At 57.0% G+C, this 21,413-nt stretch carries 32 protein-coding genes; 11 read left to right on the top strand and 21 right to left on the bottom strand.

Annotation, left to right across the window (positions count from 1 at the left end):
• The first annotated feature begins 187 nt into the window (after positions 1 to 187).
• From AB1L30_RS17835 to AB1L30_RS17820, 4 genes are all read left to right on the top strand, one after another.
• Positions 188 to 1,528: a hypothetical protein gene (locus AB1L30_RS17835; RefSeq protein ID WP_367014762.1), complete on the top strand. Its 1,341-nt coding sequence runs from the start codon at positions 188 to 190 to the stop codon at positions 1,526 to 1,528.
• A gap of 63 nt (positions 1,529 to 1,591) precedes the next feature.
• The gene (locus tag AB1L30_RS17830; protein ID WP_367014761.1) at positions 1,592 to 2,068 is read left to right on the top strand and encodes a hypothetical protein; all 477 of its coding nucleotides are present in this window, start codon (positions 1,592 to 1,594) and stop codon (positions 2,066 to 2,068) included.
• Between the two features lie 48 nt (positions 2,069 to 2,116).
• The gene (locus tag AB1L30_RS17825; protein WP_367014760.1) at positions 2,117 to 2,362 is read left to right on the top strand and encodes a hypothetical protein; all 246 of its coding nucleotides are present in this window, start codon (positions 2,117 to 2,119) and stop codon (positions 2,360 to 2,362) included.
• On the top strand, positions 2,359 to 2,763 hold the full coding sequence (locus AB1L30_RS17820) for a hypothetical protein (protein ID WP_367014759.1): 405 nt from the start codon (positions 2,359 to 2,361) through the stop codon (positions 2,761 to 2,763). Before AB1L30_RS17825 ends, AB1L30_RS17820 begins: the two co-directional genes overlap by 4 nt.
• Before the next feature lie 14 nt (positions 2,764 to 2,777).
• On the opposite strand, the gene AB1L30_RS17815 is transcribed toward AB1L30_RS17820, so the two are convergent.
• Positions 2,778 to 3,239 (bottom strand): SRPBCC family protein, encoded by a 462-nt coding sequence (locus AB1L30_RS17815; RefSeq protein WP_367014758.1) that lies wholly within the window; start codon positions 3,237 to 3,239, stop codon positions 2,778 to 2,780.
• A gap of 134 nt (positions 3,240 to 3,373) precedes the next feature.
• Here AB1L30_RS17815 and AB1L30_RS17810 point away from each other — a divergent pair, with 134 nt between their 5' ends.
• From AB1L30_RS17810 to AB1L30_RS17800, 3 genes are read left to right on the top strand one after another with little or no spacing between them, the layout of a single operon-like run.
• Positions 3,374 to 3,796: a MerR family transcriptional regulator gene (locus tag AB1L30_RS17810; protein WP_367014757.1), complete on the top strand. Its 423-nt coding sequence runs from the start codon at positions 3,374 to 3,376 to the stop codon at positions 3,794 to 3,796.
• A gap of 22 nt (positions 3,797 to 3,818) precedes the next feature.
• Positions 3,819 to 4,553: a heavy-metal-associated domain-containing protein gene (locus tag AB1L30_RS17805; RefSeq protein ID WP_367014756.1), complete on the top strand. Its 735-nt coding sequence runs from the start codon at positions 3,819 to 3,821 to the stop codon at positions 4,551 to 4,553.
• 40 nt (positions 4,554 to 4,593) lie between these two features.
• Positions 4,594 to 5,838 (top strand): MFS transporter, encoded by a 1,245-nt coding sequence (locus tag AB1L30_RS17800; RefSeq protein ID WP_367014755.1) that lies wholly within the window; start codon positions 4,594 to 4,596, stop codon positions 5,836 to 5,838.
• Here the strand turns inward: AB1L30_RS17800 and AB1L30_RS17795 are convergent.
• Together AB1L30_RS17795 and AB1L30_RS17790 are read right to left on the bottom strand one after the other, a co-directional pair.
• On the bottom strand, positions 5,802 to 6,296 hold the full coding sequence (locus tag AB1L30_RS17795; RefSeq protein ID WP_367014754.1) for a hypothetical protein: 495 nt from the start codon (positions 6,294 to 6,296) through the stop codon (positions 5,802 to 5,804). The genes AB1L30_RS17800 and AB1L30_RS17795 overlap by 37 nt on opposite strands.
• Before the next feature lie 78 nt (positions 6,297 to 6,374).
• A complete protein-coding gene (locus AB1L30_RS17790) occupies positions 6,375 to 6,692 on the bottom strand; it encodes a hypothetical protein (RefSeq protein WP_367014753.1) in 318 nt (105 codons plus the stop codon).
• Between the two features lie 207 nt (positions 6,693 to 6,899).
• Here AB1L30_RS17790 and AB1L30_RS17785 point away from each other — a divergent pair, with 207 nt between their 5' ends.
• Positions 6,900 to 7,217 carry a hypothetical protein gene (locus AB1L30_RS17785; RefSeq protein ID WP_367014752.1) on the top strand — a complete coding sequence of 106 codons (318 nt, stop codon included), beginning with the start codon at positions 6,900 to 6,902 and terminating at the stop codon, positions 7,215 to 7,217.
• On the top strand, positions 7,198 to 9,198 hold the full coding sequence (locus tag AB1L30_RS17780; RefSeq protein ID WP_367014751.1) for a hypothetical protein: 2,001 nt from the start codon (positions 7,198 to 7,200) through the stop codon (positions 9,196 to 9,198). The genes AB1L30_RS17785 and AB1L30_RS17780 overlap by 20 nt, the downstream gene beginning before the upstream one ends.
• A gap of 289 nt (positions 9,199 to 9,487) precedes the next feature.
• Here AB1L30_RS17780 and AB1L30_RS17775 read toward each other — a convergent pair whose 3' ends face one another.
• The 17 genes from AB1L30_RS17775 to AB1L30_RS17695 all read right to left on the bottom strand — a co-directional run bounded on the left by AB1L30_RS17775 (position 9,488) and on the right by AB1L30_RS17695 (position 18,532).
• Positions 9,488 to 9,721, bottom strand: a complete 234-nt coding sequence (locus AB1L30_RS17775) for a hypothetical protein (protein WP_367014750.1) — start codon at positions 9,719 to 9,721, stop codon at positions 9,488 to 9,490.
• Positions 9,722 to 9,792: 71 nt separating this feature from the next.
• Positions 9,793 to 10,038, bottom strand: a complete 246-nt coding sequence (locus AB1L30_RS17770; protein ID WP_367014749.1) for a hypothetical protein — start codon at positions 10,036 to 10,038, stop codon at positions 9,793 to 9,795.
• A 66-nt stretch (positions 10,039 to 10,104) separates the two neighbouring features.
• A complete protein-coding gene (locus AB1L30_RS17765) occupies positions 10,105 to 10,392 on the bottom strand; it encodes a hypothetical protein (RefSeq protein ID WP_367014748.1) in 288 nt (95 codons plus the stop codon).
• A 59-nt stretch (positions 10,393 to 10,451) separates the two neighbouring features.
• The gene (locus AB1L30_RS17760; protein WP_367014747.1) at positions 10,452 to 10,691 is read right to left on the bottom strand and encodes a hypothetical protein; all 240 of its coding nucleotides are present in this window, start codon (positions 10,689 to 10,691) and stop codon (positions 10,452 to 10,454) included.
• Between the two features lie 67 nt (positions 10,692 to 10,758).
• A complete protein-coding gene (locus tag AB1L30_RS17755) occupies positions 10,759 to 11,187 on the bottom strand; it encodes a hypothetical protein (protein WP_367014746.1) in 429 nt (142 codons plus the stop codon).
• Positions 11,188 to 11,240: 53 nt separating this feature from the next.
• A complete protein-coding gene (locus AB1L30_RS17750; protein WP_367014745.1) occupies positions 11,241 to 11,657 on the bottom strand; it encodes a hypothetical protein in 417 nt (138 codons plus the stop codon).
• Between the two features lie 92 nt (positions 11,658 to 11,749).
• On the bottom strand, positions 11,750 to 12,055 hold the full coding sequence (locus AB1L30_RS17745; RefSeq protein WP_367014744.1) for a hypothetical protein: 306 nt from the start codon (positions 12,053 to 12,055) through the stop codon (positions 11,750 to 11,752).
• Between the two features lie 63 nt (positions 12,056 to 12,118).
• On the bottom strand, positions 12,119 to 13,042 hold the full coding sequence (locus AB1L30_RS17740) for a tyrosine-type recombinase/integrase (RefSeq protein WP_367014743.1): 924 nt from the start codon (positions 13,040 to 13,042) through the stop codon (positions 12,119 to 12,121).
• 134 nt (positions 13,043 to 13,176) lie between these two features.
• Positions 13,177 to 13,635, bottom strand: coding sequence for a hypothetical protein (locus AB1L30_RS17735; protein WP_367014742.1), 459 nt, complete (start codon positions 13,633 to 13,635; stop codon positions 13,177 to 13,179).
• Between the two features lie 35 nt (positions 13,636 to 13,670).
• The gene (locus AB1L30_RS17730) at positions 13,671 to 14,606 is read right to left on the bottom strand and encodes a Holliday junction DNA helicase RuvB C-terminal domain-containing protein (protein ID WP_367014741.1); all 936 of its coding nucleotides are present in this window, start codon (positions 14,604 to 14,606) and stop codon (positions 13,671 to 13,673) included.
• 49 nt (positions 14,607 to 14,655) lie between these two features.
• On the bottom strand, positions 14,656 to 14,934 hold the full coding sequence (locus AB1L30_RS17725) for a hypothetical protein (protein WP_367014740.1): 279 nt from the start codon (positions 14,932 to 14,934) through the stop codon (positions 14,656 to 14,658).
• Positions 14,935 to 14,983: 49 nt separating this feature from the next.
• Positions 14,984 to 15,289, bottom strand: a complete 306-nt coding sequence (locus AB1L30_RS17720; RefSeq protein WP_367014739.1) for a hypothetical protein — start codon at positions 15,287 to 15,289, stop codon at positions 14,984 to 14,986.
• Between the two features lie 47 nt (positions 15,290 to 15,336).
• Complete coding sequence (locus tag AB1L30_RS17715) at positions 15,337 to 15,957, bottom strand: hypothetical protein (protein WP_367014738.1); 621 nt, start codon at positions 15,955 to 15,957, stop codon at positions 15,337 to 15,339.
• 104 nt (positions 15,958 to 16,061) lie between these two features.
• Positions 16,062 to 16,514, bottom strand: coding sequence for a hypothetical protein (locus tag AB1L30_RS17710; protein WP_367014737.1), 453 nt, complete (start codon positions 16,512 to 16,514; stop codon positions 16,062 to 16,064).
• Positions 16,508 to 16,903 carry a hypothetical protein gene (locus tag AB1L30_RS17705; RefSeq protein WP_367014736.1) on the bottom strand — a complete coding sequence of 132 codons (396 nt, stop codon included), beginning with the start codon at positions 16,901 to 16,903 and terminating at the stop codon, positions 16,508 to 16,510. Before AB1L30_RS17705 ends, AB1L30_RS17710 begins: the two co-directional genes overlap by 7 nt.
• Before the next feature lie 152 nt (positions 16,904 to 17,055).
• Complete coding sequence (locus AB1L30_RS17700) at positions 17,056 to 17,616, bottom strand: hypothetical protein (protein WP_367014735.1); 561 nt, start codon at positions 17,614 to 17,616, stop codon at positions 17,056 to 17,058.
• A gap of 4 nt (positions 17,617 to 17,620) precedes the next feature.
• Positions 17,621 to 18,532 (bottom strand): zincin-like metallopeptidase domain-containing protein, encoded by a 912-nt coding sequence (locus AB1L30_RS17695; protein WP_367014734.1) that lies wholly within the window; start codon positions 18,530 to 18,532, stop codon positions 17,621 to 17,623.
• 200 nt (positions 18,533 to 18,732) lie between these two features.
• Here AB1L30_RS17695 and AB1L30_RS17690 point away from each other — a divergent pair, with 200 nt between their 5' ends.
• Together AB1L30_RS17690 and AB1L30_RS17685 are read left to right on the top strand one after the other, a co-directional pair.
• Positions 18,733 to 19,638 carry a hypothetical protein gene (locus AB1L30_RS17690; protein ID WP_367014733.1) on the top strand — a complete coding sequence of 302 codons (906 nt, stop codon included), beginning with the start codon at positions 18,733 to 18,735 and terminating at the stop codon, positions 19,636 to 19,638.
• Positions 19,639 to 19,673: 35 nt separating this feature from the next.
• Positions 19,674 to 20,168, top strand: coding sequence for a HEAT repeat domain-containing protein (locus AB1L30_RS17685; RefSeq protein WP_367014732.1), 495 nt, complete (start codon positions 19,674 to 19,676; stop codon positions 20,166 to 20,168).
• 12 nt (positions 20,169 to 20,180) lie between these two features.
• Here the strand turns inward: AB1L30_RS17685 and AB1L30_RS17680 are convergent, their stop codons facing one another.
• Entirely contained in the window at positions 20,181 to 21,413 is a 1,233-nt protein-coding gene (locus AB1L30_RS17680) for a hypothetical protein (protein ID WP_367014731.1), read from the bottom strand.

The raw sequence follows: 21,413 nt of genomic DNA, 5'->3' as shown, positions 1-21,413 counted from the left end.
AACCATTGCCTGATCGGTAAAATGTGCTGTCTATAGAGCCAACGGGAAACACCGTGTTCCCCGTTAGCTGAAGGGCGAACTCGCAATTCGACAGCCGAATTCGGAATTCGTTGTCAGCGAAGCTCGGTGCCCTTCCACCGTGGAGGTGACGATTTCAGTTCGAAAGTTGGATCGAGGACCGTTGCGAATGTTTTCTCTGAGTCCGGCAGGACGACACAACTTGGAGGCGATTTGCGTCGAGCTTGAGCGAGCCGCACGGCAGCACCCAGCCCTGTTTCATCAGCAGCTAAAGCCGTGGTCCGTCAAAGGAGAAGTTCAAATCACGGAGCCGCAATGGGAAGCGTTCATCGAGAACGAGGGTCAATGCCTGTCGGAAGAAGTGTGGTGTGACTGGCATGGTCCCTTTGACGACTGCCTCGGGATTTGGCACGGAAGCCCAGATGGACTTGAGGAGTTCTGCAATCTCGTCGAGTCCTTGGGAGTGGTTCTGAGTCGAGAGGATTTCTCTGAAATCGACTCTCGTGATCTCCCCATCGAGTTCGATTCGGTCCACGGATGGCTCATGACTCTACACCAGTGGGCCATGCGGTTCTCACTGCCGCTGCTCCGGGGATACGGAGAGTTGTGGAATGGAGAGACTGATGACCCAAATGAGTACAACCGGCTGATACAGATGTGGGGTGGTGTCGGTGATGTGAGGTATCCGATGCACCCTCTCATCTTCAATTTGCAATTCAACGTGTGGTCATCTTCACTTGCTGCTGTTCGGGCATTACTGTCCCCGGAACTTGTGATTGCCACTAACACTATGTGGCCGCTTTCAGATGCGGAGGCTCTTGTCAGAACACGCACGACAAAAGGGGGAAAGCCAGAAGTGGCAGGACAGGAACGACAAGAACGTTGTGACGTTCATCGTATTGTTGAAGGACCGAAGAAGTGGAGCGTTCTACCAGCCGGTATGGAGTTCCCTTTTACTCCATCGAAGAATTCTGGACTGCAACGGATCGCCGCATATATCGCAAATCAGCATCGGAGACTTCCGCCAGCGGAAGCCATCGAATATGGCAAGAGACCAATCTCTAACCACGGTCGTGCCGTTTGGAGAACGGCTGACGGCAAGGCCGAGCAGTTGGAACACAATCGATATCGGAAGCAATCAAAGGACACACCTGAAGGGCGACGGCAAGTGGAAGAGCAGTTTAGGTCGATTTCTGAGGAACTGGAACTTGCCAGAAAAAACTCGGATCACGCAGCGATATCCCGGTGTCAGGTCGAACTCGAAGCGTTAGTCAAAGAGTTCAACATCGACGAGAAGGGAAATGTCAGAAAGCAACGTGGGTTTCGTGATATTAACGAGAAGAGACAGAAAGATGCGATTGCCACGACGATCAGGGACACGCTTCAAGAACTGCGTGATAATGGTCTTACTTACATTGCAGAGGAACTCAATGAGCAACTCGATCTAGCAAAGCTGGAGTTTCACGCCAAAGACCACTTGCCTCAGTGGGAGATCGTGCAGCTTCAGTAGGTCAACGAATAGCGAGGCACCTGCTAGGCACCCCAGTTTTCAACCTCAAACTGGGAGTCGATCATGTCCCGAAACGCCGTCCAAGTTCTCAGCCGCTTCTGGGTCGTAGCGTTCATCCTTAGCCTACCCATCGGCATCCCGGCTATTCTTGTCGGGGCGATTAGCCTGCCATTCTTGGCCTTCATCGCTCTGATTGCTGCGGTCTTCTTCAATGGGCTTCAATGGCTTGGCCACCGTGTTCTCTTCGGCGGCACGAAGGAATATGAAGAACTCAGGGCAAATGGACTCGATGCGTGGTTCGACGTGACATGCCCGTGGCCATTCCGCTCTGAGTCCGAGGAGCTTCCCCTGACGGACGAGCCTGAGATTCGGTGGTTCTGCCGGAATTGTGGAGCCGAGACGTTCGATCCCGAAATGCCCTGTCCGGCGTGTGGCTACGAGCAGTACGAGTGCCCGATCTGTGGCTCTCCGGTCAAGGACGAGTTCGCCGCCTGCCCACGATGCGGGAACGACCCTCTCGGACGACAAGGCACCTGCTAGACGCAGAAGGTCTCTGTGTTCCTGCTTCACCCCGAGAGGAGATTCCCCATGAAGCTCGACGTTACGGACGTTGAAATCTTGTCGCTCGACACCGGCGTTATTGACTGCCCGATTACCGCAGACAAAGTGGCGGTCCTGTTCATGACCATCCGAATCATCGGCCAGCCGCCGATCAATCTGGCCATCCGAAACCCGCACCGCCTCGCAAGCGATCTGCCGAAGGTGATTGCCCAATCTCGTGTTCTCAGCGGGGATGGCGATTTTGTGCCCGAAAGTCAGGAGGACGATCAATGAGTGACACGCCGCCGATGTTCTCGCTCATCAAGCGTGGGAACGACTCCTTTCCTCGCTACGTCATCGCCAAAGCTGACGCCTACCGAAATGCAGTCTACTGGGACGCCACCAGTCGTCTGTGGCACGCAGACGAGACGAAGGCCACGGTGTTCGCTGATGTGACCCAAGCCTGCTGGGAGCAGCACGACCTGCTGATGGAAGCTGTCGGTGAGCGTCCAGTCCATCGGTTCATCGTTCCGCTCATTGTCGAGGTGTTTGGTGAGAAGCCGCTGCTGACCGATCTCAGACGGTGGCTGGAGAAAGCCATGCGGATCGTCGTCGATTCGCCCAAGCACGGCCTTGGCCCAAAGGGAACCGTGGGCTTCATCATCGCCGACGTAGACGAGATGAAGGCTGTGTGAAATCTCGCATGGCCCTACTCGTCATGACGCATCTGCTCCAAATGCCGAGCAATGGCTCGCTTCAAGAGGAAGGAGATCAGCCACAGCAGCGGTCTCGTCACGACTGACTTCAGGTGTATCTCGAAGAACCGGACCACATGCGTCCGGTCGCCGTTTCGCTCGAACTCCCACGTCTCGTCGAAACTGGTCGCCAGCCGGGACACGGGCGGCGAGAACTCGTACATGTGCAAGCGCAGGCGTCGTGTCGGTTCCCATTCGACGATCTCTTCGACGTGCGTTGAACCATCTCGGTTCGTGACCCGGATTCTCGTTCCGACGATCTCGGCGGTCTTCGTCTCGAACTCAGCCTGCTTGATCCCCGGCACCGGGCCGTAGCCGTTGAACTCGGGCCACTTGCTCAGATCGAGTATCTGGCTGGCGATCACTTCGGGCTGTTGGGGAAGCGTGGCTTCACAGGAGAAGCGGATCGGCTTCATGGGCTGGCCTCGGCGAATTCCAAGTTTTGGAACGCCCCGAATTTCGGGCAGTTCAGGAGTTCGGAACGATTTCGCCGAACACCCTTGACTCTGTAGTATGGTACAGAGTCGATAATACCCGTGGAGGCTGACAAATGACATCGCTGAGAATCGGAGAAGTCGCAAAACAGGCAGGCGTCGGCGTGGAAACCGTGCGTTTCTACGAGCGTGAGGGCCTGCTGAATGAACCCGAGCGGAGAGCGTCCGGCTACCGTCAATACGACGAAGAAGCGGTCGCCGTCCTGCGGTTCATTCGGCGGGCGAAAGAACTGGGGTTCACGCTCAAAGAGATCAAGTCCCTGCTGAACTTGCGGCTCGACACCTCGGCCACTCGTGCGGACGTGCGAGAGCAGGCCCGAGAGAAGGTGTCCGAAATCGAAGCGAAGATCGCAGACCTTCAACGGATGAAAGACTCGCTCCTGAAACTGATCCGCAAGTGCAGCGGGCATGGGGCTACCAAGGGCTGCCCCATCCTCGATGCCTTGCAGGGTTCGAGAGATGAGCCAACGGAACAATGATCGACTTTTCGGAGACAAAGCAATGACGACGGTACTGAAGTACAAGACCAACCTGAACTGCGGCAGTTGCGTGGCTGCCGTGCAACCACACTTGGACGGCGATTCCTCGATTGAGCGCTGGTCGGTGGACACCAACAACCCCAACAAGGTGCTGACGGTCGAGGGAGCGAACCTCTCGGAGTCCGAAATCAAACGGCATGTCGCCGATGCCGGATTCAAGGTGCTGGGAGAAGTTGCCTCCGAAGCACCTGCTGAGAAGAGCGAACAGAAATCGTTCTGGCAGACGTACAAGCCGCTGCTGTTGGTCATCGGCTATCTGGTGGGAGTCGTCGGACTGGTGGAGATCACGGCGGGGGCGTTCGACTGGATGCGAGCGATGGGGAACTTCATGGGCGGGTTCTTCCTCGCCTTCTCGTTCTTCAAGCTGCTCGATCTGCAAGGCTTCGTGGACTCCTTCCAGTCTTACGATGTGCTGGCCCGTCCGATCAGAGCCTACGGCTATGCGTATCCGTTCATCGAACTGGGGCTGGGAGTCGCCTATCTGGTCGGTTTCGCACCCGTAGCCACCAACCTCGTTACGCTGGTCGTGATGCTGGTGGGAATCGTGGGGGTGTCGCAGGCGTTGTTCCAAAAGCGGCGGATTCAGTGTGCCTGCCTCGGGACAGTGTTCAACCTGCCGATGTCGAAGGTGACGTTCATCGAAGATGGTGTGATGGCGGCGATGGCAGCGGCAATGCTCTGTGGGTTGCTCGTGTAAAGTATGGAGTGAATCACTCAGCCGACCATTCAAGACTGACGTGCGAACGGAGAACAGCGTGATCGAGGAAGCGAGCGACAACCACAACAACCGGCCACTCCCCCGCAACGTGAAGTTGCTGGGAGCGGCCAGTCTGTTTAATGATGTCGCCAGCGAGATGATCTATCCGCTGATGCCTCAGTTTCTCATGACCGTTCTGGGAGGCAATCGCTTTCACCTCGGCATCATTGAAGGCGTTGCAGAATCGGTTTCGAGCTTGCTCAAGCTGTGGGCCGGGGCGTGGTCAGATCGAGCCGGTCAACGCAAAGGCTTCGTGGTCTTCGGGTATGCAATGGCGGCGGTGGCTCGACCGTTACTGGGCTTGGTCACTGTTCCGTGGCAGTTCTTCGCCGGTCGAATCGCAGATCGAATCGGCAAGGGGCTACGCACGGCTCCCAGAGACGCATTGATCGCTGACTCCACTGATGAGGCTGTCCGAGGCCGAGCCTTCGGGTTTCACCGGGCGATGGATCATCTGGGGGCCGCAGTCGGCCCAATCCTCGCCACGTTGTTTCTGCTCACTTGGCCGGGACAGTTGCGAACCCTGTTTCTGCTGACACTGATTCCGGGTCTGGCGGTCGTAGCCCTGCTGGTCTTCGGCCTTCGTGAGAAGTTCGTCGAACAGCCGCCGAAGGAACGACTGCATCTGACGTTGAAGCCGTTCGACCGCAACTTCCGAGTCTACTTGTTGTCCCTTGTGATCTTTACGCTGGGCAACTCCAGCGATGCGTTCCTACTCGTGCGTGCGGGTGAACTCGGTGTGCCGACCGCCTTGTTGCCGCTCTTGTGGTGCGCCTTCCATCTGGTGAAGAGTAGCGGGAGCCTCTTGGCCGGAAGAGCCGTGGACAAGGTTGGTCCACGACCGCTGATTCTCGTGGGCTGGTTGATCTATGCCGTCATCTACATCGCCTTCGCTCTGATCGAGACGGCGTGGCTCGTCTGGGTTGCATTCTTGGTCTATGGCGTCTTCTATGCCCTGACTGAACCTGCGGAGAAGACGCTGGTGGCGACTTTGGTTGGTGCCGAGCGAAAGGGACTAGCCTTTGGTTGGTTCAACTTCGCCATCGGCATCGCAGCCCTGCCGTCGAGCCTGATATTCGGTTGGCTCTACGAACAGCACGGGCCGCTTGTTGCGTTTGGCTGGGGAGCGGGCCTCTCGGCCCTTGCCGCCATGCTGTTGCTGTTCGTGACAACGAAGCCCACAAACAGTCACGAGTCCAATTCACCCAACAACTCGGCAGCGTGAACCACCAACCACTTTTCTTCGTCTTCCACCAGCTTCCCAGCGACTTCTGCCGCAAGTTCCGAGTCCCCTGCGATCTTCCACATGGCCCTTGCCGCTCGCAGGGCCAACGACCGCTCAATGTCCCGATCCGACTCCATGAGCGGCAGCAGGCCGTTCAAAGTCGCAAAAGCGGGCTTGGCCTGCGGCCCCATGTGAGCCAGAACGTCGATTGCTGCCACCTTGCGATTGAGAACAGGTTCGCTGTCGTCCATGTCGGCGAGAATTGACCGCATGATGTCGATGGTGCGGTCGGGAAGCTGCGGGAACGTCAGCAGGTGTTGGAGCGCCAAGTCCCGAACCAGATCAAGGTCTGGGTCGTTCACGAATCCACTGGACAGCAAGTCCAGTAGTGTTTCGAATTTCTCTTCGTTGGTTTGGGCTTGGCGGGGTTGGAGATCGTCGAAGTCGTCGCTCGGCATCGTTGCATTCCAAGAGTTGTAATGAAGAAGCACCTGTGTCCGCAGACAGCAGGTGCCTCTTCCCTTGGTTCAGATCGCTCATGCCTTTGAGACGGCCTGCCTTGCCTGAAGCTCGGCGAGGATACTCTCTGCGATCACTTCGGCAGAGCTTCTGGTTGGAGCATTTGGGCGACCCTCTTGGTAGAAGCACCCGCCGTCGTAGATTTCCCACGAGAGCCATTGTGATCGGTCGTGTCTCACGATGTTCAAGGCGTATGAGCCGAACATCGTCTTCGATGCTTCGATCTCCCAATCGCCGTGTTCGATGTGGAACAGAGACTTGTCGTTGTACGCATCTCCATGCGAGATGAGCCATTCTACGATGGCATTTGGTGGTGTTTGTGACTGCGCAGTCATTGTCGGATTCCCTTCCGATGAGGCTCTCGCTGATCCAAAGTCAAGCCAGCCACGCAGTCAGTCGCATGTCGCCCTGAGTTGTCTCAGCAAGTAAGCCCCTTCTACGACAATTCAAGAAACCCGTCAAATTGCCGTTCGTCGGCGATGCTCACCCCATTTTCTGTCAAAAAATGTGGCATCCACACTCTGTTGAGCGTGGAGGATCACATGACAGACAAACAACTTCTCACATCGGCGGTTCGCATTTTTGGCCCCAAAGTTCTGAGCCGCATCTCACAGTCTGAGATTTGCAGCGCACTCGGACTTTGTGACCAAAAGCAGATGGCTGCCCGACTGGGCCTCACCTACGAGGCGTTCCGGTGGCGGGTCGCCAAGGGAGACTTGCCCAAGCCCGAGATCAAGTTGGCAAGACGAGCCTACTACACCGCTGAGCAAGCAGACGCTCTTGAAAAGCAGCAGGCCCACTCAAACAATTCCACAGCCCCAGTCAAGGAGGACAACAGAAATGGCTCGTCGAAAGCGTAAACCACAGGTCTACAGTCGTTGGAAGGATGTGCCACGAACACTTGCCACACGGAACATCTGGCGAATGCGAAGCCGGAAGGTCAGAGCGAAGACAGAACCGGCAGCGTTGTTCGAGCAGATTGAAGAACGGAAGCTGACCGTCATCGATTCCACGGCGAAGATCGTCAAGACCATCCATCTCTACCACGAAGACCAGACCACGCCTGTCGTCCTTACGCCGTTGGAGCGGGCCAAGCATCTTTTCTATCTTGCGTTCGTGAAGCCAGCCAACCGAAACCGACTCATCAAGCGCTGCAAGGGGGCGTATGTCACTGACTCGGCAGGCGAGAGGTATTGGGACACCACGATTGACGAGGAAGGCTGGCGGTCGTTCAACGAGTCTCTGACGCTCCAGCGTGTCGTGAGCCATCTTTCAGGCAGTGAGGAGTTTGGCATCTTTGGCGGCGAACAGTCGTGTCATCTGATGATCGATCTCGACTTGCACAAGGTGTCTTACTCACTGTTCCTCAAACGCCTCGAAGTCTTGCTCGGCCACTTTCACGGGAAGCTCCGTTGCCACGTTCAGGTGGCTGAGGAAGACGCCCGTGGCGTTCACATCATCCTGTTCTTCGGCAAGAAGTCGCCGCTTAAAACTCGTCGGAAGTGGTTGAAGGAAGAATTCCAAAAGTTGGAACGGAGACATCCCGACATCTTCCTGACTGCCGACAGCATCAAGGCTCTGCCGGAAGAAGAACGAGAAGGCATCCGGCCAGTCGAGGTATTTCCGGCCCGTCAGTTTGGCCAACGTCTACCGTTGGCACGAGGCCGGATCGTTCTGCTGGACAAGCCCCTGCATCTTGTCTGGCGAAAGGGGAAGCTGCGGCAGGATGTCGAGGGCTATGCGAACTGGCTGCTTAATCGGAACCGGCAATACATGGACAGAGATGCTGTCCTGTCTTTCGTGCTGGAGCGTCTCGATCTGAGTTGCGCTGCCGAGAATTGTGGCAGTGCGTCTGACCGGCAGGCTGGTGATCCAGCGAAGCAGGCTTCGGCAAAGAAGAAGCGAAAGAGTAGCGGGAAGCTGCGAGGCAAAACTCGTGGTGCTTTCGTCAACCTGTGGGCGAAGGCAGAGCTTGGCCAATTTGCGCACTTCAATGCGGGCATCTACGTCACTTTGGGGGCGCTGCACGCTCAGGGCGTCAGTGAAGACGATGCCGTCGAGATCGTGATGCGGTTCGTGGATGAGTTGCCGGATGTCTCGATCTGTTCTCGCCTGCCGGACAACCGAAAGACGGTAGACGCAGACATTCGCCGAATTGCTCGGGGAGTCTGGCAGAGCGAACCGTCCTACACTTGGCAGGTTGTGGCGTCAGAGTGGGAGAAGATCGGGTTTCAACTGGCAGACAAGGGAACGTGGGATGTCCGGCGTGAAGCGCCACCGCCAGTGGTGCCATCCGAAGTCGAGATCACGTTCACCGAGGAAGAGAAGCAGTTGTTGCGTGAGAAGTTGGCTTCCATCGTGTTCGGAGAAAAGCAGGCCAAGAAGCCAGAGAAGCAGCAGCGGTTGTTTCGAGCGATGGCATTCTTCCTGCGGCATGTCAAAGGTTGTGATCGTGAGATTCCAGAATCAGGGCTGCCATCAATCCTTCAGGATTTCGGCCTGAATCTACGAAATCACGACAAACAGGCGGCCTTCTTTCGTTGTTTGAGGGAGATGGAATGGCTGTACGTTGCCGTTGAATACGACCATCCTCGGAAGAAAGGGGGTGGCACGACTCACCGGGCAAGGCGGTATGGGATCGGGAAGGCAGTGGCCTACAAGTTCGGCGAACCTGATCCGTTCCTCTCTTCTCTACACCCCCCACAACAAATGGAACTATATTCTGTCTCCCGTTTTTTGAGGGGAGACCCGAGATTGGAAGAAATCCCGTGTTTCGACGACCAGATTGCAGAAACGAGCGAAACTCAGTCGGAAGCTTCAACCCTCCCCAGCAACGACTGAATGGCGGCGGGTTTTGGGGGAGTCCCACACTTTCTAAGACCACAACCAGCCCAACAGCACAAGCTCATCCGGCAGACGAAGACAACTTTTGCAACAGCCGGACATGGGCGACATTACCAGCCAGCAGTTTTTCTGTCGGCGGATTTTTCGACTTCGCAAATCTGGGCTTGGTTTGATCCTGCGGCTGAAAACGAAACGGACGAGCAATAAAGAAAAGGGTGGTCGTGTAGTGGATAGAAACCCGCCCCCTGCGAGTTCTTGCCGGTCAAGCAGTGAACACATTGTTTGATTACAACTTTTGCACCCCAACTTCTTCAGTCGCCGGTGCCTCATGCTCTTCGGCTGGCCGCATCAGGGCATACGGAACATTGAATCTCGTGCCGACTGGACGCTCGGCTCTCGGCTCCAGCGTCTCAACTTTGGCCCGTGCCGGATTCACGGCGACGATCTTGCCGAGCATCTTTTCCTCGCCGTGCTTCCCGAATACCACCAGCATCCCGACGTATGCCTGATCTCGCTCCATGTGCCTGCTCCAAAAGGGAAAGCCAGCCCCAGCCCACGACGAGTGGAACTGGGACTGGCTCGGAGACCTGCTCACTCGGGCTGGAACGAATGATAGAGCCGAGGGGAATGCTGGAAGAGAAGCGAGCCACGACGACCGCTTTCCTTCTCAGCAACGACCACAAACGGGGCACAGAAACCCAAGACAACGAAATCACGCTGGAGTTCTTGCGTGTCCCAGACCTGACCGTGCTGCTGTTCGAGATGTTCTCGGCTGCCCGGCTGGGCGTTGATCTCAGCCGTCATGGTCCTGCGGATGTCTTCAGTCGGATCGTGCATGTGCTGCTCCTGCGAAGTGATGTGTGTTGTTCTTACGACTTCCTAGCAGGTGCCTCGCCGACTGGATCAATACTCGATGGCGCACAAAAGCGTTGTGACGGAGCGATCCCACTCGGTGATGCAGTAGAGCTTGCATCCGAGCTTAGTCTTGAAGACGCTGAGCAGCCTTTCGTCGTTGCGCAATGCGTCCTCGTTGGCTTGTCGGTCCTCCTCGCACACCAATCCCCACTGACCCGTGGCGTGTTGCTGAATGAACTCCAGCGGGGTCTGTCCGGCAGCCTCAAGTTCACTGAGACATTGCGTCGTTGCTACTATCTGGCCCAAAGGAAAAAGCGGTTTGCGTTCTGCGACCATGACGACTCCTGTTGTTCTAATTGCGTGAGTTGATGCTGCGTTAGCGGGTGCCTCTCCGATCAGGCAGCGGCGTCGATGCGGTCAGGGAAGTAGGCTTCGAGCGTGGAGTTCTCGTCGGCGTTGAGAACTTCTGCCCACGTCTCGATGAAGCCCGGCGTGCCGGGACAGAGAGCGTGGCCGTCCTCGTCGAACAGCGTGTCAACGCCGTCAACCATCGGGTGTTCGTCGCCCGATGGGTTGTGGCGGACTGCGAAGAAGCTGCTGTATTCGACGACCGTGAAGAGTTGCTGTTGCGGCATGATCCTGCTCCTGCGTGGTGGTGATGTTGACCAGCACGCCGGTAGCAGGTGCCTTGTCAGGCTCAGATCAGATGATGATGGCCCGACCCTTCCGCTTCTCTGCTTGACGGCGGTGATGTTCAACCACGATGGCCCGCCACTCCTCGTTGCCGCCGAATCGCTTGATGGGCACGAGTTCCAGATAGGACAGCGGCACGGAGAAATAAAACGGGTGTTCTGCTTCCGACATATCCTTGTAGCCGAAACCTTGGTTGTCTCGGCTGTATTGCATCAGGTCGCAGCCGATCCAGCGTTCCTCGGGACGCACTTCGACGCCATCGACCGTGAACGTTCTGCGCCACACGGTCCACAGCACGAAACGAAACCGACCGCCCCGCACACAGTGCTTCAGGCATTCGGTGCGGACGAGCATCTCACCGACCTGCCTCTCCCATGCTTTCGTGCGATCTTCGACGAGGCTCTTGCGTGTTGCGCCATACGGAAACAACCAACCCATTTGTGTTCTCCTGCTCTTGGTGAAAGTGAGTTATGCCCAACTAGCAGGTGCCTTTACTCGTCCTCGTCGGAGTCAAGATCATCCCAGCAGAACTCGGTCGGCAGCACGCCCTCAGCAGGCAGACCGTCCCCGTGGTAGCGGCACTGGAACGGCACGGGGCAGCCTTCGCAGCCGTGAATGCTGAGCCAGTCGGTGTCGATCACCTTCCCCGACCCCGAATACTCGCAGGTCTCGTGGGCATAGTCGGCGAGATCAGCTTCATCGACGATGATGTGGTGTCCGTACTCTTCGGAGTCGGCGAGTTCAGAGATGGCATCGCTCGCCGAGTCCGATTCGACGATCAGGAACAGTGGGGTGAAGCCGCCTTCAATGCAGATCAGCCATGTCTTGCCGAACCAATCGCCCGGATTGACGACATCGGCGGTCAGTTCGTGACCGTGGAACGTAAAGCTTGCAGTGATCTCGGGCATCGCCAGTCTCCAGAATGCAAAAGTTGGAATGCGTAACTGGAGACGTAGCGGGTGCCCCGAGTCGGCGATCAAACAGGGCATAACCGTATAGGTCAGAGCGGAAGAACCTCGAACTCAGCGTCTTCGCCTCGCTGGAGCCGGTCGATGGCCTCGAACGCCTTGATCTCTCGGTCCAGTGACATCCGACAGAGCGAATTGAGCTTGCTCACGAATGCGAGAGAGACCGGGTGGTTGTTCAAGTCATCACCGAACACGCCAGCCTGCCGCATCGCCAGCAGTTGTCGGTGAAATGATCCAACGATGGCGATGAGGTTGACGGCATCCTGCACAGCACTGGCGTCCGAGCAGGCTTGCTGGATGATTTCGTTGGCGGCTTGGGCAACGGCGGTTCTGCTCATAGTTGTTCTCCGAGGAAGCAAGGTGAGATTGTTCCCTCGGATAGCAGGTGCCCAGTCACATCCTCATCCGACCGGCAGATAGTTGCCGCTGGAATCGGTCGGACGTGCGTGCAGGTAACGGCCAGTCGTCGAGATCGACGAATGCCCCAGCGTGGCCTGCACAAGATGGATCGGGCAGCCCCGGTCGAGTGCATGGCTGGCGTGGGCATGGCGAAACCAGTGACACGACACGTCTTTGGCGATCCCGGCTCGCTTGGTCGCCTTCTTCACGATTCGCCAAACCGCTGATTCGTCCAGATGTCCCTTCTTCCGGCTCAGAAACACAGGAGCATCGGTAGGAGCATCACGTTGCAGCGCCATCAGGGTATCCCAGACGCTCTGAGGGATCAGTACCGTGCGAGTCTTGTCGCCTTTGCCGAACACGGTGATCTGCCCGGCGTTGTCCCGCTCTTGCAGGTGCCTCCATTTGAGCGAGCAAATCTCCGAAACACGGAAGCCACCAGCGTAGAACGTCAACAGGATCGCTCGGTTTCGAGGGTTCGGCTCCAGCGAGATGATCCGCAGGACTTCAGTTTCACCGAGGATTCGCTCGGCCAATTCGTCCCGAAAGCCCGGCAGCTTGAGCGCACGGCCCACATCGAACTGGAAGTAGCCAAGCTGGAAGCCGAAGGCGAACAGGCTCTTCACGGCGCTCAAGCTGCGATGCACCGACGATTCCTTCAACGTCTCGGCCAGATGGTCGGCAAAGGCTTGCAGGTCGAGCAGCTTCACCGACCGAAGCGGCTTGTCGGCGAACGCCATGAACCGCTCGGCTTCACGCCCGTAGGCTCGCTGCGTGTGCTTCGGGCGACCATGCAGCCAGAGTGCGACCAGTTGCTCATCGGAGTCGGCCTGTCGGATTATCTGCCCCGAGGATTCCGGCGAACGCATGATAACGGGACTTACATTGCTTAATTCCGAACAGTTTTCGGATTGGTCTTCGGACATCTTTCTTGCTCCTATCGGCAGGACTTCTCACACGATCCGAACACTGGCCGCACAAAACTCGACGGCAACCGCACGCACTTCGTCAGCGTTCCCAACAGACTTCGTGGAAACGCCGACCAGACTTCGCCGACGAATCAGCCAACTCCTGCACGCTTCAAGTGTCGGAAGACTGTGCGGAGAATGTCGTTTTCGTCCACGTTGCAGGTGCCTTTCGGGTAACAGACCGACACCGCTTCCGCCACTTGTTTCGCCGTCACACTGGTCAGGCCGAGGGCGTGCAGGCCGTCCAGCAACTCGGTGTGATCGGCCTTCGGTGGCGGCGTCTCACGAGGCTTCTGTGGCTCATCCGTTCGCTCGTAGAAGAGAACGTACTCCCCGTTTACCCCGATCCCCAATTCACGGGCCTTGAGGTTGTCCTCGACCTGCGAGGCATTGAAGTAAGGGCGTCCGTTCGAGAGTCGTAGCGGCGCATGAAACGTGCCCCTTTTGACGTGCCAATAAAACTGGCTGCGTGACATTCCAAGAAGGGCACATTGTTTGGACACCGTGATGGCAGCTTTCGGCTGGTTGTCGGTCATCGGCTTTACACTCACGATCAAGTCTCCGATCAAGAATCGAACAGTCGTTGTCAGGTTGAGTTGAGGTGTTCGAGGCCAGCAGGCGTCAAACTGCGGCCTTTTTCGTTCTTCGTGACAAGCCCCAGCCGAATGAAGTCGCTTTCGAACATTTCCACGGTCTGCCGAGGCAAGCCCAAGTGCGTAGCGAGTACGTTCAGACGCATTGCCCGTTGATGTTCCTTCAGCAGTTGAAGGTAGCGCTGCTCAACAGGATCGAAGCCCAGTGCATCGATCCCCTCCATGTCCAGCATCTCGGTGACATGTTCGGGCGTGATGATCTCGTCGGCCTTGGCCGAACAGACCCGTCTCGCACTCTCCAACATCCTCACCGCCAGCCGAGGGACGCCACGACTTCTCTTGGCGAGTTCGGCGACCGAATCGGCATCGATCTGCCAACCGAGTCGCTTGGCACGCTGAGCGATCAGCAGAGCGATCTCGCCCTCGGTCAAATGTTCGAGCCTTATGAGAATACGGAAGCGCTGCTGCATACTCGTATTGAGCAGGAACTCATGGGTCGTCGCCCCAGCCAAGCAGAATGGAGGCAACACGATGGGCTTGCGATTGCCACCGAGGAACAACTTGCGCTCTTCAAGGGCACGATAAAGACAGACCTGCACGGTGTCGTTGAGTTGATGAATCTCGTCGATCATCAGGATGTGCCCCGGCTCCAAAAACATGAGCAAACCCTGAATGTGCTGGATACTTTGCAAATTTTGGGCTAATTGGACTTCAACTTTTGTGCAGAGTTCACGGGCCACCAATTCGGTCAGAGTCGTCTTTCCCGTGCCAGAACTGCCCGTCACGAGAAAATGGGGGAACGCACCTTCTTCGCCCGTCTTGGATCGTTCGTTCCAATAAGCGTCGAGCGCAGTCCTCAAGACACGCACTGCTCGCTGTTGACCGACCACTTGATTCAGCGTCGGGATGATCGGCTCGATTTCGCTCATGATGGTCTCCGTGTCTTCAGTCGCATTGTGATGCGGCTCTAGCGGGTGCCTAGTCGTCCAGAACTTCGTCTTGGAAGTGCGTTTTCAGGTAAAGCGTTCGTCCGTTGACCACGATGTAACACGTTCCGCTGTTCGAGAAGCAGCAGCAGTAAACTCGCCGCTCCCGCTTCTCGCCTGAGAACCTCAGGCAGATGTCTGTGCTGATCTTGTGGCCGTAGCCATCTGCGCCCTGACCGGGAGCAAGTTGCAGCATCCCACGCTTTGGCACAGGGCGGCGATGCAGCGTGTATTCGCCGATGGCTTCGTCGGCGTAGGTGATTTGGCTCATGAAACTCCCGTTACAAAAGTTGGATCAGTGATGACCGTCTAGCAGGTGCCTAATCGAGCCAGACCTTGTGGAAGCCCTCACGATCCACCCAGTAGCCGAAACCACCGGCGTCACAGAGATTGTTTTGCTCGATCAACTCGAACGCTCTGTCTGCGAGAACGTCGTGCGTCAGGTTTTCCAGTCGCTTCCGTTCGGCGTCGGCGGCACGCTGGGCGTGGTACTGCCCAGCCACTTGCTCCACTCGCTCGAACGTGTCGTTGGTGATCGCAGCGATCAGGGAAGCTCGATCCCAGTCGTCGAGCTTGTCCCTGATCTGCTGCCAGCCTTCTGCGGTGATTGAGATTTCCCAAGCCATCGTAAGGTCTCCTGTTAAGTTGTGGTGACACTGACGTAGCGGGTGCCTCAGCAAGCGGTCTCAACCTGCGGATAGCCGAGAGCGTCGAAGGCCGCTCGAATGTCGTCTTCATCGGGCCAGCCGCCCTGATCGTCCACGTTTTCAAGAGCGTGGCAGCGGTGATCGCTGAGCCACTGGTAGACCTGATCCGCCCAGTCTTCGGGAAGCTCGTAATCATCCTTGACGCCATACGCAGCCAGTGGAATGTTTTCGCAGGTGGCGTCGAGTTCTATTTCGCTGTAGTGGGACTCGTCCAAGATGCAATAATCCTCAAGCCGCTCCAGCAGGCCGTGGAGAACCTTGAACGCCTCAGTGATCTCGCCGTCTCGATACACGAGAACTGACCAGCCCTTGATCCAGCCGCAAGCCCAGTGGTGGTGATCCTCTTCGATCACATCGGGATCGTCGGTGTCGGCGTCGATGAACGGCTGCAACGCCGTGCCGATCTGAATGCTGTTGCTTTGGTCGAGCAGGCCCGAGTCACGATGATGCCCGTAATAAATGAACCAGTCTTCCGGTCGCTCCAGTTCGCTGGCCCGAAACCATGCGAACGAATCCCATCGTTGCCAACTTCCAGAGGCTTCCTGCGCCGCCTCTTCCAACGTCAAGCTTCCCAATCGATTCGCCATGTGCGTGTCTCCAAGAGAGTGAGTGGCTGTCTGGCGAACTAGCAGGTGCCTTGTAGAAGCGAGGGCGGCACTCCATTGCCGCCCCTGCTCACCACCACTCACGCTCAAGCAGCTTCCACGACCAACGGCTCGTCCTCGGATGAGAGAGCCAGCACGTCGATGGTCAGGTTCTTTGTTTCCAGTCGCCCGGCCCGTGGCATCTTGGGCAAGGTGGCAATCAGGTCGGTCTTCACCGCTTTGATCGCCGCTTCCACGTCCTCGATCCGCTTCAGAACGGCGGCATCTTCCTTGCGGTTCTCTTGCATGGCCTCGGTGATCGCTTCTCGCAGCATGGACATGGCAGCGTCACGCTCCAGACCAGCACGTTCCCAGAAGTAGGCCAACACGCTGACGAGCGGGATGCTCACGGTGGGGGCGATCATCTGATCGTCGTGCTTCTCGATTTCTCCACGGACACGCACGATCAGCGTTTCGTTGACTTCGTGGCGACCGACCGGCAGATCGGCGGTTTCGTTCTTCCACGATTTGGCAAGCAGAGCTTTGGCGTTGGTCAGCATTCGGAATCTCCTTCGATGAGTGGTGGTAGTGACGCTTCGATAGCAGGTGCCTTGTTCCGCTTGCCCCTCCCGTCTTCCAGCAACGGGAGCGGACTCGAAGGCAGCAAGCGGCGCACCTCGTCGGGAATGACTTTGCTCGCCCGGTAGGGCAGCTTCAGGGAGCAACTCCCTTTCATGTCGGCGAGGAGAAGCAGGACGTATTGGCTGGCGATCTCCGAAGGCATCGGCCAGTGCGTGTGGTAGTAGCTGTTGGCGATTGCGGAGGCCCACGACCACGCTGCTCGCCACGCCTCGCCTTTGGGCCGGATGCCGTAGTGCCAAAGGTGCCGACGAACATCTCGAACGAGGCGCTTCTTCGGCCAGCCGGGAAGGTCTCGCTGTTCGGCCATCACTGCTCCATTGCAAAAATTGGAATAAAAACGCCGAGCAGGTCAGCGGTGACTTGAGGGGATGCTGGGTCTCCGAGTGCTGAGCAGGAAGACCGCAGATCGTTCTCGTTCACCGGCTGGTTTCCTGCTCGGCTGATCGACTAGCAGGTGCCTTATTCGTCGCCGAGGAGTTCCTTCACCTTGTCGGTCACGTCCGCCTCGAAAGCGTCAGCCGCTAGATCGGTGAACGGGAACTCGGCATTTCGTGCGTAGTGGTTGGCAGCGAATGTGCCGTTGAAGAACCCGGCGCAGGCGTTGCTTGAATACTTCAGGGTGTGGATGCACAGGTCATTGCCGATGACGTACTCATGCTGATCGCACTTTTCGGCGATCAGGCGGGAGATCAGTTCGTCACGGTCGTCCTCGTCGTCGGCGTCTTCGAGATCGGCCACCACGTTCTCGGCCACGTCGGTAACGGCCTGCCAATAGTCGTCGTGTTCCTGCTTCGCTTGCTCCTGACACATGAAACCTCCAGTGCAAAAGTTGGATTGGAAGAGACCGAGAGAGCCGCTCGTAAGTGACCCACCAAAGGCGTCGAGGCTTCGCTGTTGCAGTGGTGTCTGCCCCACGCTGGCCAGTCCGTGGTGGCAGTCCTGCTGCTCGCTTGGCGTCAAGGCCCGAGCGTCGGTGCGATCACCGTCCGAGCGGCTCTGCTCGGTTGTCGTCAACGACACTCGCCTAGCAGGTGCCTACCTCTTCGGAGACCGGCACGGGCCGTTGTTCCGGCTGGCGAACGTGGGAGAGGAGCAAGTCCACTGCCTTCGATGCGGTCGCCGCAGCCTTGAAAATGAACCTCGTGTCCCCACGCATCGCCTTGAGCCAGTGATCGAGATACCGAGTGCAGTTGTCGATGTTCTCACTGGCAGGCAAGCCGAGTTCGGCCAGCAGGAACGACGCACCGAGTTCGGCAACCAGTTCACCAAGGGCGTAGGCGTTCTCCTCTTTCGCTCGGTCGAAACCGATGCGTGACTCGCTCCAATGGGTCATCTCGTGAGCGAGCGTTTGGTAGTACGTTTCGCTCGACTCGAACTGGTGGCGATGGGGCATCTGGATGTAGTCACCGCCCGGCGAGTAGAACGCACGGTTGCCGCCATGCCGCACGTCGATCCCGACAGCGGCCACCAGCCGATCCATCGACTCGAATCGCTCGAAGATCGTGTGGGACGGCTGGGAGTAGCCTATGCGGAACTGATCGAGGCCCGTGGTCTGCTCGACGTTGAACACGTTGAAGGTCCGCATCACGAGGAACTTGTCCTCAACCTGCTCCCCCATTTCGTTTGTGCGCTCACGAGAGACCGGACGAAAAAGAACCACCTGCACCGCCTTAGCCCCCTTTTGCACGCTGGCACCGGCCTGCTTGATCTGCTGGAACGTGCCAAACCACTTGCTCTGGTAGCCACGTTTCATGGCCAGCACTTGGAGGAGCAACTGGTTGATGCCGTTGTAAGGCTTGCCGGTGCTGAGGCTCGTCGCCAGCCCGAGGCCGTTTGGGTCTGCGGCCCACGGCTTGCGCCATGCCGGAAGGCCACCGGCCTCCAAACTCTCGATGATCGTGCTGGTGATGGTGCTGCGGATGTCGTTTGCGTTCATGTCGTCGCTCCTATGTGTGGTGGTGAGTGGGAACGACGGCGATAGCGGGTGCCTCAGTCTCCTTCAGAAATGGCAAATCCAGCTTTTGGATTGGCAGGCGGCGCAGGCAGGCACCTGCGATGGAGTCACCGAGAGAAATCGGCGACAATCAGGCAAGCCGGTACCAATGAAATAACGAGCCTGACTTTGAGGTTTTCAACGTGAGCGACCAAGAACGTCTGTCACTGAAGGACTACATGCACGAAGTTCGTCGCCATCTGAGCCGACACTGCGTGTCGCTGTCGTACGTCCATTCCGATCATCCAAGCCCAGAGCATTGGAAGTATGGCACGGGCTTTTTGCTCAAAGTGGATGACCAGCCTATGGTCGTGACCGCAGGGCACTTAGCGGCTGAAGTATTCAAGTTCAAGAACGACGGCAAACTGGCCGAGTTTCACGTCACCTTTACTCACATCTCAAATGATTTGACATCGGCATCGTTTCGCTCTGACGAAATCACAGAAGACAATCTTGTGACTGCGCCCGATTTCGATGCAGCCCTCTTCCGGTTGCCTATGGACCTTGCCGCAGAGATTGCGAGACAAGGGAATCACTTCTTCACGATGGCGGAGTTCATGCGAGGAATAACCACCGTTTCCCATTTGGCGCTTGTGAGCGGATACCCGGTTCAAGCCAATATCATCACGAAGAGCGAGGCGTTCCTCACAAAGCAGGAGGGGCGGTGGTTTCAATACAATCAGGTAAAACTGGGCAGCCTTGCGTTCCAGTCAACGCTTGTGACGAGGCTCGGCGAGGAGAATGCGATTCTCCCAGAAGGCTTCGATTGCGAGATCGATGAACACGCATTCAGACCATTTCTCGGCAACATCAACTCAAACCCAGAGTCAGGCGTAACGTCTGCCGTTGGAATGAGCGGAGGGCCAGTGGTTGCAATCGTTGTAGATGCCGACAACGCAGACACATTTTTCCAGCCTCGGCTGCTGGGGATGCAAGCCAGCCAAAAGTACATCGAGTGGCAGGAACGAATTGAGATTACCGAACTAACCGCAGTCAGTAGCGCACGGTTGCAGAAATGGATTGAGGCAACACTTAACGTCCAGAATTAGCACAATCGAATTACTTGCCGAGAATTGATACCAACATGACAAACCTCCACGACATTGAGGAGACCTTGTGGCTCTTCGCCACACACCAGCAGCATCCAACTCAGTTGGACGAGGCTCATGCTGCGCTCCTCGGATTCGGCAAACACCTGATCGACGGACTCATCTGGGCGCTACAGCAGGACGCCACCGACCTGAAGTTGCTCGCCCTCCAACTGCTTCAGAAGCATTACTCGAAGGCCGTGCGTGCGTTGCCTGCTGTGCGTGCCTTGATCTCTGACGACGAGGACCGGCTCGTGCGTGTGACAGCGATCAACACGCTGTACGTCATGGGCGACACAAGCGACGGCCTGATTCCGCTGCTGTCGCCACGGCTCGAATCCGACGACGACTTCGAGCGAATTTGTGCGGCGGTGAACCTGTGGCGTATTTGCCGCAGTGAGGATGCCTTCGTCGTGTTGCGACGAGAAGCGGCTCAGGAGGGATCGCCGATGGCAGAGATTGCTCAGGGGTATCTGGGCAAGGAAACTTGAATGAAGACGCAGCTAGATTTCTGGCACTGATGCGGCTGACTTCCCGTATGCCGAAATTGCGGACATCCCAGTGGGTAACTTGTCCTGCCATCCAGCAATCTCGATTGCCGTCGATACCGCATCACTAATTTGCCGTGCCGCATCGCCGGTGAAATTGTGAATGATCTGACATCCGATGGTCCTCCCACTGGGCAGATATCGCACCTTGAGAACCGTGAACCCGAGTTCGGTTAGCTCATTTCGTACCGTATCTGAAAGCGAATCCTCGCCGGGTGGCTTGAGGGGAATGTTGTCACGCATCGTGACGGCTTTGATCGGCAGCCACATCATGAACAACCGAGGCGAATCCTTTGAGGGCAAGAATGCCTTGATCTCTTGCCACGACGGATACTCTCGCTTGCCCTTCGTTTTCAGGCCGGGAGGGTCGATAAACAGAACGTCGGCATTCAGCACTGCATCTTCATCGGGGCGTGCGGGCCTTTGGTAGATGGTAGCGTCATCCTCAAACTCGACTTTGAGACTTGCAACTGGATCATCTCCAGTATCCCAGAGCGACAAGGTGAATCCGACGCCTCGTGCTTTCAGAATGTCTCGAACAAGCACTGAAGAGCCGGGATACTGAGTGCCAGCCAATTCGTCGTCGATGAGGTAGCTATTCGCCCAATGCTTAATGTCGGGATTCTCTCCAAATCTCTCCCGCCTCTTGATGAGTTCACCGATCCCTTGTTTCCACTCTAATCCTTTGTCGTCATTGAGGGGATTCCAAGCGTAACCTGCAAAAGTATCGGCATAGCGGAACACCTCTCCGTTGAATGACTCCAATGCGCACCGAATCGCCGCCGTCAACGCAACATGCTTAACGATGTCGCCGTGGTTTCCTGCCTTTGTGTTGTGATCGTATACCTTCTTCTCTACCAACTTACTGTGCTGCTTCAGCAGCATCAGCGACATCACCACCGGCGTCTGGGGCTTGATGCTGTGTGGCGTATTGGCTGCCATCTGAATCCAAGTGCCCGGCTTGCCTACGATGGTCTCCTCGCCGACTGTCAGCGAGGCTTCGCCCTTGATGATTTGGATGATTGCAGGCATCGGAGCAACGTGTTCAGCGACGCCGTCATCAGCGGCGAAGGCGAACAATACAACTTTTGTATTGTCGTCGTCGGACAGCACGATGCTGTTCTTGCCAGTCTCGGGCGGCTGAAGTTCGTCGGCGAGTTGCCGGATTTGGAAGTTCTCGGTGGTCAT

Origin of the sequence: Bremerella sp. JC817 (assembly GCF_040718835.1) — a bacterium.
Lineage (GTDB): Bacteria > Planctomycetota > Planctomycetia > Pirellulales > Pirellulaceae > Bremerella.
Note: the sequence above shows the minus strand (reverse complement) of the source record. Positions and strands in the feature narration are given on the sequence as shown.